The organism is Xanthomonas protegens (assembly GCF_038442435.1).
Taxonomy (GTDB): domain Bacteria; phylum Pseudomonadota; class Gammaproteobacteria; order Xanthomonadales; family Xanthomonadaceae; genus Xanthomonas_A; species Xanthomonas_A sontii.
The window spans coordinates 246,637-260,645 of record NZ_JAQJCQ010000007.1; the positions used below are offsets into that span (position 1 = coordinate 246,637).

Here is a 14,009-nt window from a genome sequence, read left to right on the forward strand (position 1 = left end):
GCCGGACGACCTATATGCAACAAATATCGGTTTTGGCTTAACGTATACGAACATTCGTATCTCTGTGAGCGCCATGCCTGCCGCCCCGCCCTGGTTCGTCCGCGCCCGCCTGAAGACCCGGCAATTGATGCTGCTGCTGGCGATCGAGGAGGAAGGCAACATCCACCGCGCCGCCGAGACCTTGAACATGTCGCAGCCGGCCGCGTCCAAGCTGCTCAAGGACCTGGAGGACATGCTGGCGGTGCCGCTGTTCGAGCGCCTGCCGCGCGGCATGCGCGCGACCTGGTACGGCGAGGCGATGATCCGCCACGCGCGCATCGCCCTGGCCAGCCTTGGCGAAGCCGGCGCCGAGATCGAGGCGCTGAAGGCCGGCTATGCCGGTAGCGTGGCCGTCGGCGCGATCGCCGGGCCGGCGATGAGCCTGCTGCCGTCCGCGCTGGCCCAGGTCGGCGCGCAGCATCCGCTGCTGCGGGTGAGCCTGCGCGTGGACGGCAGCGACGTGCTGCTGGAGCAACTGGCGCAGAACAAGCTCGACATTGTGGTGGCGCGGCTGTTCGCCCGGCACGACAAGCGCCACCTGCACTACCAGGCGCTGGCCGAGGAAAAGGTCTGCGCCATCGCCCGCCCCGGCCATCCGCTGCTGGCGGCACCGACGCCGACGCTGGCGCTGCTGGCCGAGGCGCCGTGGATCGTGCCGCCGGACGGCAGCGTGCTGCGCCACCGTTTCGAACTGATGTTCCAGAACGCCGGGCTGGAAGCGCCCAAGCGGGTGATCGAGACCTCGGCGCTGGTGGTGCTGCCGCAACTGCTGCGCCATGGCGACGCGCTGGCGGTGGTGCCGGAGGACGTGGCCCGGCATTTCGCCGACCACGGCAGCGTGGCGATCGTGCCGGTGGCGCTGTCCTGCCGCATGGACGCCTTCGGCCTGATCACCCGCCGCGACTGGCTGCTGTCGCCCGGCGCGCGGATCGTGCTGCAGGCGCTGCAGGAGGCGGCAACTGCGGTCTACGGCGTCCCCGTGGCAACAACCGCGCCGTCGCTACCGACGGACGGCTGATCGCGTCGGGACTGAAGTCCCTCCCACAACGCTGCTGCCCTTACCGGCGCGCGGCTTTTTGTAGGAGCGGCTTCAGCCGCGACAAGCGAAGCGGCAACCCCTCCGCAACCGCGCTCCGTCGGGGCCGAACTCCGTCGCACAACAGCAAACCCAGCATCAGCAAACCGCGCTTTGTGGGAGCGGCTTCAGCCGCGACGCGCAATGGGGGAATCCGCCGCCAAGGCCCAAGGACAGCTGATCGCGTCGGGACTGAAGTCTCTCCCACAACGTCTCCGCCGCACCGGCGTGCAGCGTTTGTAGGAGCGGCTTCAGCCGCGACGCGTGAAGCGGAAAGCCTGCGCCGCTCAGGTCCAGCCACCATCCACCACGAACTCCTGCGCGGTGATCGCGCGCGCCTCGTCCGAGGCCAGGAACAGCGCCATGCGCGCGATGTCTTCCGGCATCACCTTGTCCGGCAGGCACTGGTTGCGCGCCAGTTCGCGCTCGCCGGCCTCGTCCAGCCACAGGGTGACCTGGCGTTCGGTCATCACCCAGCCGGGGGTCAGCACGTTGATGCGGATCCGCGCCGCGCCCAGGTCGCGTGCCAGGCCGCGGGTCAGGCCGTTCACCGAGGACTTGGCGGTGGCGTACACCGGGTAGCCGCCGGTCTTGCTCTGCCAGCCGGTGGAGCCGAGGTTGACGATGGAACCGCCGCCCAGCCGCTGCATGCCCGGCACCACCGCCTGGATCGCGAAGAACGCGGCCCGCTGGTTGATCGACACGCAACGCTCCCAGTACTCCGGCGTCACCGCGTCCAGCGCGTGGCGATCGTCGCTGCCGACGTTGTTGAGCAGCACGTGGAAATCGCCCAGCTCGGCCGCCGCCTCGCCGATCGCCGCCTGCAGCGCGGCCACGTCGGTGACATCGCAGAGGCGCCACCATGGCACGGTCAGGCCGGCCTCGGCCAGGCGCTCGGCCAGCGCGGCGCTGGCCTCGGCCGCGACATCGACGAAGGCCACCTGCGCGCCCTGCGCGGCGAAGGCCTCGACCAGCGCGGCGCCGATGCCGGAGCCGCCGCCGGTGATGAAGACGCGGCGCCCGCGCAGGCTGCCGTAGGTTGCGTTGCCGAGGGAGGAAGGCGCTGCGCTTGCCGAGTTGTCCATGCCGTTTCGCTCTAGGTGGATAGGATTTCGATATATGAAAACAAATATCCATTCGATGATATTTGCTATTTTTCACGTATCAATATGCCCGCTAGCATCGCCGGCGTAAAGCATCCGGGGGCGGCTTGCGCGCAGGCGGATCCCGGCGTCCTGGACTCGAGGAATCCGCCGACATGGGCTCACCCAGCAAACCGCCGCGCCGCAGCCAGGCGTGGTTCGGGCGCGAAGGCAAGCAGGGCTTCTACTACCGCAGCTGGCTCAAGAGCGCCGGCCATCCGCACGACATGTTCGATGGCCGCCCGGTGATCGGCATCTGCAACACCTGGTCGGAACTGACGCCGTGCAACGGCCACCTGCGCGAACTGGCTGAGCACGTCAAAAAGGGCGTGTACGAGGCCGGCGGGTTCCCGCTGGAGTTCCCGGTGATGTCGCTGGGCGAGACGCAGATGCGCCCCACCGCGATGCTGTTCCGCAACCTGGCCAGCATGGACGTGGAGGAATCGATCCGCGCCAATCCGCTGGACGGCGTGGTGCTGCTGATGGGCTGCGACAAGACCACCCCGTCCTTGCTGATGGGCGCGGCCAGCGTGGACCTGCCGACCATCGGCGTGTCCGGCGGGCCCTCGCTGTCGGGCAACTGGCGCGGGCAGCCGCTGGGCTCGGGCACCGGCGTGATCGAGATGTCGGAGATGGTCCGCGCCGGCACCCTGAGCCAGGACGACTTCGTCGAGGCCGAGGCCTGCATGCAGCGCTCCAAGGGCAGCTGCATGACCATGGGCACCGCCTCGACCATGGCCAGCATGGTCGAGGCGCTGGGCATGTCGCTGCCGGAGAACGCGGCGATCCCGGCGGTGGACGCGCGCCGCGCGCGGCTGGCGCGGCTCAGCGGCCGGCGCATCGTGCAGATGGTGGAAGAGGCCCTGCGCATGTCGCAGGTGCTGACCGCCGACGCCTTCGCCAACGCGATCAAGGTCAACGCGGCGATCGGCGGCTCCACCAATGCGGTGCTGCACCTGCTCGCACTGGCCGGCCGCGTAGGTGTGCCGCTGCAGCTGGACGACTGGGACCGGCTCGGCTCGCGGCTGCCGTGCCTGGTCAATCTCAAACCGTCCGGCCAGTACCTGATGGAAGACTTCTACTATGCCGGCGGGCTGCCGGCGGTGATGCGCGAACTCGGCAGCGAACTGGCGCTGGACGCACGCACCGTCAACGGCCGCACCGTGGGCGAGAACGTCGCGCAGGCGCCGTGCTGGAACCGCGAGGTGATCCACCCGCTGGATGCGCCGGTCCGCGCGGAGGCCGGCATCGCCGTGTTGCGCGGCAACCTGGCGCCCGATGGCGCGGTGATCAAGCCCTCGGCGGCCTCGCCGCACCTGTTGCGGCACCGCGGGCGCGCGGTGGTGTTCGAGAGCATCGAGGATTTCAAGGCGCGCATCGACGACGAGGCGCTGGACATCGACGCCGACTGCATCATGGTGCTCAAGCACTGCGGCCCGCGCGGCTACCCGGGCATGGCCGAGGTCGGCAACATGCCGCTGCCGCCGAAGCTGCTGCGCGCCGGCGTCACCGACATGGTGCGCATCTCCGACGCGCGCATGAGCGGCACCGCCTACGGCACCGTGGTGCTGCACGCCTCGCCGGAGGCCGCCGCCGGCGGCACCCTGGCGCTGGTGCGCAATGGCGACATTATCGAACTCGACGTCCCCGGCCGCGCGCTGCACCTGGAGGTCAGCGACGAGGAACTGCTGCGCCGGCGTAGCGAATGGACCCCGCCACCAGCGCCGACGCGCGGCTGGAGCAAACTCTACGTGGAGCACGTGCAGCAGGCGCACCTGGGCGCGGACCTGGACTTCCTGGTCGGCGGCAGCGGCGACGCGGTGGCGCGCGATTCGCATTAGCGGTCGCGGCAAGATGCATCCACCGTGATGATGCATCCACCTTGATTTCGTAGGAGCGGCTTCAGCCGCGACAGGCGTGACCGATAACCCACGTCGCGACTGCAAGCCACTTCCAACCGCCACCTTCGCCACGCACCGCCGTGATGTCGTAGGAGCGGCTTCAGCCGCGACAGGCTCTACCGGTAGAGCCCATCGCGGCTGAAGCCGCTCCTACAGAAGCTTGCGGCGAGCCCGCCATGTCCACTGTGGGGAGGGACTTCAGTCCCGACGCATTACGCCATCGGAACGCACACCACGTCGCGCGTCGCGGCTGCATGACAGTCGACTCCCACAGGAAGTGGCGAACGCCACCTTCTTCCACACGCACCGCCCCCACGTCACCGAACCGTCATCTGCAGCTTCTAGCCTGCGCCGCACCCCAGGGACAAGGCAGGCTCGGTGGCGGCTCACCCCAAACGCGCATGGGCGCGCATGTTCGCGGAACACGGCCCGGTGCTGCGCGGCTTCTTCGTGCGCCGCGGCGCGCGCGAAGACGCCGAGGACATGGTGCAGGAAACCTATCTGCGGTTGCTGCGCGCGCATCGGCAGCAGGGCGAGGCCATCGCCAATCCCGAAGCCTATCTGTACACCGTCGCGCAGAACCTGGCGCGCGAACAGGCCGCGCGTCGCCGCCAGGCGCCGCTGCGCATCGACGAGATGGAGCAATTCTCGCAATTGCTGGCGGCGGGAGACGACGTGGAAGACAGCGCACACCGGCGGCAGCGCCAGCAGCATCTGCAGGCCCTGCTCGCCGAGCTGCCCGCGCGGACCCGCGCGGTGCTGGTGATGCAGTACCGCGACGGGCTGAGCTACAAGCAGATCGCCGAACGCATGGGCGTGTCGCCGCACATGGTCAAGAAGCACGTGGTGCGCGGGCTGTCGGCCTGCCGCCGCGCGCTGGCCGACAGCGGAGACCGCTGGTGAACGACAGCACGTTCTCTTCGCGCAGCGCCATTGCCGATGCCGCGCACTGGCATGCCGTGCAACGCATGCAGCCGCTGGACGCGAAACAGGAACAGCAGTTGCTGGACTGGCTGACCGCCTCGCCGCAGCATCTGCGCGAGTATCTGGCCATGCAGCGCGTGGCCGGCGAACTCGGCGAAGCGCTGCGCGGCATGGACCTGGACGTGGACGCGTTGCTCGCCAGCGACGACACCGCCGATGGCGCGGCGAGCGGCAACGTCATCGCCCTGCCCGTGCCGCGGCGCGCGACAGCCGCAGTACCAGCGCGCGCCACGCGCACTCATGCCGCGCCGCGCTGGCGCCTGGCCGCGGCCGCCGCGGTGTGCGCGATGGCGGTGCTGGTCGGCTGGGCCTGGCCGAGCAGCCAGACCTACCGCACCGCGCTCGGCGAACAACGCAGCGTGCAACTGGCCGACGGCAGCACGGTGCGGCTCAACGCGCAGACCCAGGTACGCGCCACACTGACGCCGTGGAGCCGAAAACTGCAGTTGCTGCAGGGCCAGGCCAGTTTCGTGGTCGCCGCCGACCGCCGCCCGCTGCAGGTGCAGGCCGGGGGCCTGCGCGTGCAGGACATCGGCACCACCTTCGACATCGCCCTGCACCCCGACCAGGCGCGCATCGAGGTCTCGTCCGGGCGCGTGCAGGTGTGGCGCGAGGATCGGCCGCAGCAGCCGATGCTGGCCGATCTCGGCGCCGGCCAGAGCGCGCGCATCGACACCGCCGACGGCCGGGTCGAACTGGGCAACGAGGACGTCGCGGCGATGCACGCCTGGTGGCAGCGCCGCATCGTGTTCCGCGACGAACCGCTGGCCAATGTCGCCGAGGATTTCAACCGGCTCAACCGTACCCGCCTGCTGATCGACGACGGCGACGCCGGTGCGATGCGACTGACCGGCAACCTGCGTGGCGACGACGTCGCCGCGTTGCGCGCCTTCCTCGATGCGCAGCCGACATTGCAGGTACGCACCAGCGCCGACGGCATCCACGTGCGCAGCCGCGTGCCGACACAGGCGCGCCTGCAGTAGCGCAGCAGCTGCGTCGCGCGCACTGCGCGGCGCACGCATCCTTCCAACCAGACGGCCGGCGCGCCATCAGCGCGTCACATGCATCGTGCACGCACGCACCCGTGCGCGCACGCGAAGCCAGCACTCCCACGTACGTGTCACAGAAAATTCATCGAAAAACGGTGCCCGATCTTCGCCGTCGCGCCTCGTAGTCCGGGGACAGCGCAGGCAAACGCCGGATGGCGATGCCGCGCGCACCACACCACCCCCGCTCTCACAGGACCCGACGATGCGCCGCACCCTGTTCCTTTCCATCGCCCTCGCCCTGCACACCGGTGTCGCCGGCGCGCAGACCGCGCCCGTCGCGGTCGAGGCGATTCCCGCGCAGCCGCTGGCGCGCGCACTCAATGCGTTGTCGCGGCAGACCGGCCTGCAGTTCGTCTATGCCGCCGGCAGCACCGGCAACCCGCAGACCCATGGCAGCCGTGCCGGCGCCGCGCCGGAACAGGCCCTGCAGCAACTGCTCGACGGCACCGGCCTGCGCTACCGCTTCCTCACCCCGACCACGGTGACGATCGAGGCAGCGAGCGCGCCGGCGGAAACAGCGGCCACTGCACCGGCGGCGATAACATCCGCACCGACGCCGGCACCGGTGATGCCGGCGGATGCGCCGGTCAAGCAACTGGACAGCATCCAGGTGCTCGGCAGCTATGCCGGCAGCCTCAGCGCCGCGCTGCGCGAGAAGCGCTACGCCGACAGCGTGGTCGACGTGATCGCCGCCGAGGACATCGGCAAGCTGCCGGCGCAGAACGTGGCCGAAGCGCTGCAGCGCGTGCCCGGCGTGTCGATCGTGCGCGACCGCGGCGAAGGCGTGTACGTGCGCGTGCGCGGCCTCGGCCCCAACTTCCAGGTGACCACGCTCAACGGCCAGACCATGGCGGTCAACGAGAACGTGCGCACCTCCGGCCAGACCGGCCGCCAGTTCCGCTACGACACCCTGCCGGCGGAACTGGTCGCCGGCCTGGAAGTGATCAAGAGCCCGACCGCCGACCTGGACGAAGGCGCGATCGGCGGCATCGTCAACGTGCGCACGTTCCGCCCGCTGGAACTGGGTAAAACGCTCACCAACGTGTCGCTGGAGTCGAGCCAGGCGCAGCGTACCCACGCCAACGATCCGCGCGTGTCCGGCCTGTTCAACTGGGTCAACGCCGACGGCACCTTCGGCCTGCTGCTGTCCGGCGCCTACGCGCAGCGCAGCCTGCGCCAGGACCGGGTCAACGAAGTGAGCTGGGACTACTACCGCGACGGGGTGCCAGGCGTGCCCGGCGCCAACTACGTCCCCACCGGCCTGCGCCCGACGCTGGAACTGGAGCAGCGCGAACGCACCGGCATCGCCGCCTCGCTGCAGTGGAAGCCGAGCGCGGCCTGGGAAACCAACCTGGACCTGCTCTACGCCAAGCAGACCGTGCACTACGACGAATACAGCCTGGGCGTGGGCTTCGACAGCCTGGCCAAGCTCAGCAACCTGCGCGTGGCGCACGGCGGCGTCGCCGGCTTCGACTACCGCAACGGCCAGGTGCAGATCTCGCGCGAGACCTCCGGCATCACCGACGACAACCGCAGCGCGCGCCTGTCCAGCACCTGGAGCGGCGATGCGTGGACGCTGGGCGCGGTGGCGTTCCACTCGCAGGCGCACAGCTACGACTCCGATCCGATCCGGCGCACGCGCTTGCGCAGCGGCACCAATCTGTCGATGCGCGTGGACATGCCGCAGGCCGATGGCGACGACGTGCCCGACTGGCGCTTCACCAACGGTTTCGACCCGACCAACCCGGCCAGCGTGGCCGGGCGCCGCCTGGAGTGGCGCGAGATCGATGCGCGCGACAAGGAGGACGCGCTGCAGCTCGACGCCAAACGCGCGCTCGGCGACGGCTTCTTCCGCGAGCTCAAGGTCGGCGCCAAGTACCGGCAGCGCTCGCGCACCTACGATCGCGCCGACCTGCTGCTGACCAGCATCGCCGGGGTGCGCTTCCCGGCCGGCAACTTCACCGCGCTGCCGGTGGACGACATGCTGACCGACGCCAACGGCAACCTGCCGCGGCAGTGGCTGGCGCCGATCGAATCGCGCTTCTTCGGCACCTGGCCGACCGCCGCGGACCTGGTCAACACGCCGAACAGCGCCGACCTGCAGAACTCCTACGAGGTGAAGGAAAAGATCGGCTCGGCCTATGCGATGGCCGACTTCGGCGGCGACCTGGCCGGCCGCGCGCTGCGCGGCAACCTCGGCGTGCGCCTGGTGCGCACCGAGCAGACCACCGACGGCCACGCCGACGTCAACGGCAGCGCGCAGCCGGTGCGCTTCGAACGCAGCTACAGCAACGCGCTGCCTTCGTTCAACGCCGCCTGGGACGTGCGCGGGGACATGGTGGTGCGCAGCTCCGCGGCCAAGGTCATCACCCGCCCCGACCTCACCGACCTGTCGTCCAAGCTCACCTTCAATTCCAGCGGCGAGATCCTCACCGCCAGCGGCGGCAATCCGTCGCTGCGTCCGTTCGAGGCCTGGCAGTACGACCTGACCTTCGAATGGTACATCGACGGCACCTCGGCGCTGACCGGCGGCGTGTTCTACAAGGACATCTCGCGTTTCATCCAGACCCAGATGTCGAACCTGCAGTACCAGGGCCAGACCTACCTGCTCTCGTCCAAGATCAACGGCAGCCAGGCCAGCGTCAAGGGCGTGGAAGTGGCCTACCAGCAGGTCTTCGCCGGCCTGCCGGCGCCGCTGGACGGGCTGGGCATGCAGCTCAACTACACCTGGACCGACAGCGAGGCCACCTACCGCGACGGCAACCGCACCTTCACCGACAGCCTCGAAGGCGTGGCCAAGAACACCTACAACGCGGTGCTGTTCTACGAGAAGGGGCCGCTGATGGCGCGAATGAGCTATGGCTGGAGCGACGACATCGTCAACGCGGTCGGCACCGCCAACGTCGCCACGCTCAACAGCGACAAGTTCGGCAGCCTCGACGCGAACGTGGCCTGCAAGGTCAACGACACCCTGTCGGTGTTCGTCAACGCGATCAATCTCACCGGCGCCGTGCAGCGCCAGTACGTCGGCGACCGCCTGTTCGGCGGCTACACCGACTACGGCCGCACCTGGTCGGTGGGCGTGCGCGCACGCTTCTGATCCGCCGCGCTGCCGCCCACGCGCGGCAGCCAGCCCGCCCCGCGGCCTGCATCGCCGCGGGCGCCGGCCATCGCACCGTGCGCGCACCGCCGCGCGCGGCGTACCGCCTCTGCCTGGAGCTTGCCGATGCCATCGCTGCCGCGCCTCGCCACCCTCGCCCTGTTCGTCCTCACGCCACTGGCCTGCACCGCCGCACGCGCGCAACCGGCCGCGACGGAGACCCTGGAAAAAGTCGTCATCCTCAAGCGCCACGGCGTGCGCGCGGCGATGTCGAGCGCGGAGCAACTGGAGCGTTACTCGGCGCGCCCCTGGCCGCGCTTCGCGGTGCCCGCCGGGTATCTCACCGCGAACGGCGCGGCGCTGGAACGCTTGTTCGGTGCCTACTACCGCGCTCGCTACGCACCGCTGGGGCTGTTCGCCGGCGACGGCTGCGCGGCCGCGTACTACTGGGCCAACCGCACCCAACGCACCCTCGCCTCGGCGCAGGCGCTGGCCAGCACGCTGACCCCGGGCTGCGCCAACCCGGTGCACAGCGTCGCCGACGGCGCCTCCGATCCGCTGTTCGACGGCACGCCCGCCCTGCGCACGCCTGCCGCGGTGGCGCAGATGCGCGCGGCCATCGCCGGGCGCATCGGCGGCGATGCGCAGGCCTGGAACGCGACCCAGGCGGATGCCATCGACAGCCTGCAGCACCTGCTGCTGCAGTGCGCGCAACGGCCCTGCCCGGCCGATGCCGGTGAGGGCAAGCAGCGCCTGGATGCGGTGCCGGCGCGGCTGGGCGACGCCGAGGACGCGATCCCCGGCATCGAAGGCCCGGCCGCGGCCGCCTCCGGCCTCAGCGAAAGCCTGTTGATGGGCTGGGCCGACGGCCAGGACTTCGCCGCGCTGGGTTGGCGCGGCGTCGACGAAGCCAGCCTGTTGCGCGCCTTCGCCCCGCACCAGGCCGAATTCGCGCTGCGCCTGCGCGCGCCCACCGTGGCGCGCATGGCCGCCTCGCCGCTGGCGGCACGGCTGCTGGCGACGTTGCTGGACGGCAGCGGCCAGGCCACGCACGCCGCGCCGATCGGCGGCGCGGCACGGCTGGTGGTGCTGTCCGGCCACGACGGCACCCTGACCCTGCTGGCCGGCATGCTCGACCTGCACTGGCAACTGCAAGGCTACCAGCCCGACCAGACCGTGCCCGGCGGCGCGCTGGTGTTCGAGCGCTGGCGCCACGCCGACGGCGAACGGGTGATCCGCCTGCGCTACACCGCGCAGAGCCTGGCGCAACTGCGCGAACGCCGCGCGCTGACGGTGCAGGCACCGCCGCTGGAATCGGCGGTGTTCATTCCGCAGTGCAGCCGCGCCGATGCCGCGTACGACTGCCCGCTACCCGCCTTCGCCGCCGCGGTCGAAGCCGCGCTCGATCCGCAGTTCCTGACCCCATGACGCCACGTGCGCCGGCTCCGGCCGGTCGCGCGGCGGCATCGGTGCCTTCCGGCACCGCCCCTGGCGCTCGCGCCACCCGCTGTTCCTCCCAACCCGCAAGAGGCGATTCATGATCCAGCATCTACGCACCCTCGTGAGCTACGGCATCGGATTGAGCCTGGCCTGCGCCGGCGTGGTCCACGCGCAATCGGACGTCGGCGTGCTCGACGTGCTCACCTACAACGTCGCCGGCCTGCCGCAGGGCCTCTCCAGCAGCAACCCGGCCGCCAACACCGCCCAGATCGCACCGAAGCTGGCGCCCTACGGCCTGATCAACGTGCAGGAAGACTTCAACTATCACGCCACCCTGTACGCGGGCGACAAGCACCCCTACCGCACGCCCACCAGCGGCGGCGCGGCGATCGGCGACGGCCTCAACACGCTGAGCAACTACCGCTTCGACGATTTCACCCGCATCAAGTGGGACAAGTGCAACGGCACCGACTGCCTCACGCCGAAGGGTTTCAGCTACATGCGCGTGCGCCTGGACGACGGCGTGCTGCTGGACGTGTACAACGCGCACCCCAACGCCGGTACCGAGAGCGCCGACCTGGCCGCGCGGCGCGCCAACATCAGCCAGCTCTCGCAGTTCATCCAGACCTGGTCGGCCGGCAACGCGGTGCTGGTGATGATGGACTCCAATACCCGCTACACCCGCGCCGACGACAACATCCGCGCGTTGATTTCCGCCAACGGCCTGACCGATACCTGGGTGGAACTGGTCAAGGGCAGCGCCCCGGCCGCCGGCGCCGCGCCGCTGCTGTGCGGCACCCCGCCGACCAACGACTGCGAAGTGGTGGACAAGATCCTGTACCGCGACGCGCCGCAGCTGACCCTGGTCGCCAACCGCTACAAGCTCGACGACGGCAACTTCTACGACAGCGACGGCAAGCCGCTATCCGACCACTACCCGCTGGCCGCGCAGTTCGGCTGGGCGGTCGGGACCACCGTGCGCACCAGCGACCAGTTCGGCGGCCCGCACGGCACCCCGTTCAACGACATCGCCAAGGGCGCCGAGCAGCGCACCATCGCCAGCGTGACCCTGCGCGGCGCCTCGCGCCTGGACGGCATCGCGCTGGGCCTGGACAACGGCAGCACCCTGGCCCACGGCGGCAGCGGCGGTGACGCGGTCACGCTGCGCCTGGGCAGCAACGAGCGGCTGACCTCGGCCACGCTGAGCGTGGGCCAGTACAACGGCCACACCCGGCTGTTCTCGCTGAGCCTGCGCACCAACCAGGGCCGCAGCCTCAGCGCCGGCACGCCGACCACCGAGACCTACACGCTCACCGCGCCCAGCGGCTGGCACATCGCCGGCTTCACCGGCCGCGACGGCGACGAGATCGACAAGCTCGGCGTGGTGTACCGCAAGGATTGACGGAACCGCGGGCGCCATCGCGTCCGGGGCGCCGCAAGGGCATCGGCGCGCGTGGCGACGCGCGCCGTTCGCCTTACCGAAGATGAGTCGCCGGCTGCGACCTGTGGCCGGTCGCGCGCATCGACGTGCAACGAGCGGATGCACGCGCCTGAAGGTGCGGATAGGAAATCTCCACACCAGGCCGCGCGATGCGGCCACGCGTCTGCGTGGGCCGCACTCGCGCACACACCAAAACGTCGCGATTCGAAACGACGCAGCACACGGGCACGGCGCGCCGCTGCCCGCCGACAGCCGCGGCCTATTCGCTCGCCGCTTCCAGCGCCTGCGCCAGGCGCTCCACCGCGATCACTTCCATGCCCTTGACCGTACCGGTCTTGGGCGCATTGGCCTTGGGCACGATGGCGCGCTTGAAGCCGTGCGTGGCCGCCTCGCGCAGCCGGTCCTCGCCGTTGGGCACCGGGCGGATCTCGCCGGACAGGCCGACCTCGCCGAAGGCGATGGTCTTCTCCGCCAGCGGCCGGTCGCGCAGCGACGACAGCACCGCCAGCAGCACCGGCAGGTCGGCCGCGGTCTCCTGCACGCGGATGCCGCCGACCACGTTGACGAACACGTCCTGGTCGCCGACCACGATGCCGCCATGGCGGTGCAGCACCGCCAGCAGCATCGCCAGCCGGTTCTGTTCCAGGCCCACCGCCACGCGCCGCGGATTGGACAGCGGCGAGGCATCCACCAGCGCCTGCACTTCCACCATCAGCGGCCGCGTGCCTTCGCGGGTGACCATCACGCAACTGCCGGGCTGGTGCGCGCTGCCGCCGGACAGGAAGATCGCCGACGGGTTGGAGACTTCCTTCAGCCCCTTCTCGCCCATCGCGAACACGCCCAGTTCGTTGACCGCGCCGAAGCGGTTCTTGAACGCACGCAGCAGGCGGAAGCGGCTGCCGCTCTCGCCCTCGAAGTACAGCACCGCATCGACCATGTGCTCGAGCACGCGCGGGCCGGCGATGCCGCCCTCCTTGGTGACGTGGCCGACCAGGAACACCGCCGTGCCGGTCTCCTTGGCATAGCGCACCAGCCGCGCCGCGCTCTCGCGCACCTGGCTCACCGAGCCGGGCGCGGCGGTCAGCGCCTCGGTCCACAGGGTCTGCACCGAGTCGGCGACGATCAGCTTGGGCCGCGCCGCGCTGGCGTGCTGCAGGATGTGCTCGATGCCGGTCTCGGCCAGCGCGTTGAGGCCGTCCAGCGGCAAGTCCAGGCGCACCGCGCGTCCGGCGACCTGGCCCAGCGATTCCTCGCCGGTCACGTACAGCACCGGCAAGGTGCCGGCCATCTTCGCCAGCGCCTGCAGCAGCAGGGTCGACTTGCCGATGCCCGGATCGCCGCCGATCAGCACCACCGCGCCCTCGACCAGGCCGCCGCCGAGCACCCGGTCGAACTCGCCGATGCCGGTGGACACGCGCGCCTGGTCGCGGTGCTCCACGTCCTTGAGCGCGGTGATCTTCGGCGTCTCGGCCTTGCCGGCCCAGCCGCTGCGCCGCGCCGCGGCCGGCGCCTTGGCCGTGGCCGCGCTCTCCAGCACGATCTCGCTCAGCGAGTTCCAGGCGCCGCATTCGGTGCACTGGCCCTGCCATTTGTTGTATTCGGCGCCGCACTCGCCGCAGACATAGGCCGTTTTCGCTTTCGCCATCTGCTTCTGGTCCGCTCAGACAATGCATCAGCATAGTGGCTGGCGGTCTCAGCGTCCGCGACGGCGGTGCGCCACGATCGTCCAGCGACCTCGGCGGAAAGGCAAACCCCGCATTTTCGTAGATACCGTCTTACCCCCTAGCAGGCAAGGCCTCTTTTCGGGTCGAACGCAGTGCCCGATTTGAGAACGCCGT

The 14,009-nt window shown here is 70.2% G+C and carries 9 protein-coding genes; 7 read left to right on the forward strand and 2 right to left on the reverse strand.

The annotated features are described in order from the left end of the window. The first annotated feature begins 73 nt into the window (after window positions 1–73). Window positions 74–1,057: a LysR substrate-binding domain-containing protein gene (locus PIQ37_RS10680; RefSeq protein WP_342073445.1), complete on the forward strand. Its 984-nt coding sequence runs from the start codon at window positions 74–76 to the stop codon at window positions 1,055–1,057. Between the two features lie 344 nt (window positions 1,058–1,401). On the opposite strand, the gene PIQ37_RS10685 is transcribed toward PIQ37_RS10680, so the two are convergent. Beyond that, a complete protein-coding gene (locus tag PIQ37_RS10685) occupies window positions 1,402–2,199 on the reverse strand; it encodes an SDR family NAD(P)-dependent oxidoreductase (protein WP_342073446.1) in 798 nt (265 codons plus the stop codon). Between the two features lie 173 nt (window positions 2,200–2,372). Between PIQ37_RS10685 and PIQ37_RS10690 the strand changes: the two genes are divergently transcribed. The 6 genes from PIQ37_RS10690 to PIQ37_RS10715 all read left to right on the forward strand — a co-directional run bounded on the left by PIQ37_RS10690 (window position 2,373) and on the right by PIQ37_RS10715 (window position 12,132). Beyond that, window positions 2,373–4,097 carry an IlvD/Edd family dehydratase gene (locus PIQ37_RS10690; protein ID WP_342073447.1) on the forward strand — a complete coding sequence of 575 codons (1,725 nt, stop codon included), beginning with the start codon at window positions 2,373–2,375 and terminating at the stop codon, window positions 4,095–4,097. A 438-nt stretch (window positions 4,098–4,535) separates the two neighbouring features. Beyond that, window positions 4,536–5,060: an RNA polymerase sigma factor gene (locus PIQ37_RS10695; RefSeq protein WP_026143437.1), complete on the forward strand. Its 525-nt coding sequence runs from the start codon at window positions 4,536–4,538 to the stop codon at window positions 5,058–5,060. Window positions 5,061–5,125: 65 nt separating this feature from the next. Continuing rightward, complete coding sequence (locus tag PIQ37_RS10700) at window positions 5,126–6,124, forward strand: FecR family protein (RefSeq protein ID WP_342073460.1); 999 nt, start codon at window positions 5,126–5,128, stop codon at window positions 6,122–6,124. A 268-nt stretch (window positions 6,125–6,392) separates the two neighbouring features. Further along, window positions 6,393–9,290: a TonB-dependent receptor gene (locus tag PIQ37_RS10705; RefSeq protein ID WP_342073448.1), complete on the forward strand. Its 2,898-nt coding sequence runs from the start codon at window positions 6,393–6,395 to the stop codon at window positions 9,288–9,290. A gap of 126 nt (window positions 9,291–9,416) precedes the next feature. Further along, window positions 9,417–10,718 (forward strand): histidine-type phosphatase, encoded by a 1,302-nt coding sequence (locus PIQ37_RS10710; RefSeq protein ID WP_342073449.1) that lies wholly within the window; start codon window positions 9,417–9,419, stop codon window positions 10,716–10,718. A 109-nt stretch (window positions 10,719–10,827) separates the two neighbouring features. Then, the gene (locus PIQ37_RS10715; RefSeq protein WP_342073450.1) at window positions 10,828–12,132 is read left to right on the forward strand and encodes a jacalin-like lectin; all 1,305 of its coding nucleotides are present in this window, start codon (window positions 10,828–10,830) and stop codon (window positions 12,130–12,132) included. Window positions 12,133–12,430: 298 nt separating this feature from the next. Here PIQ37_RS10715 and radA read toward each other — a convergent pair whose 3' ends face one another. Continuing rightward, window positions 12,431–13,816 (reverse strand): DNA repair protein RadA, encoded by a 1,386-nt coding sequence (radA, locus tag PIQ37_RS10720; protein ID WP_017914782.1) that lies wholly within the window; start codon window positions 13,814–13,816, stop codon window positions 12,431–12,433. Window positions 13,817–14,009: the final 193 nt, after the last annotated feature.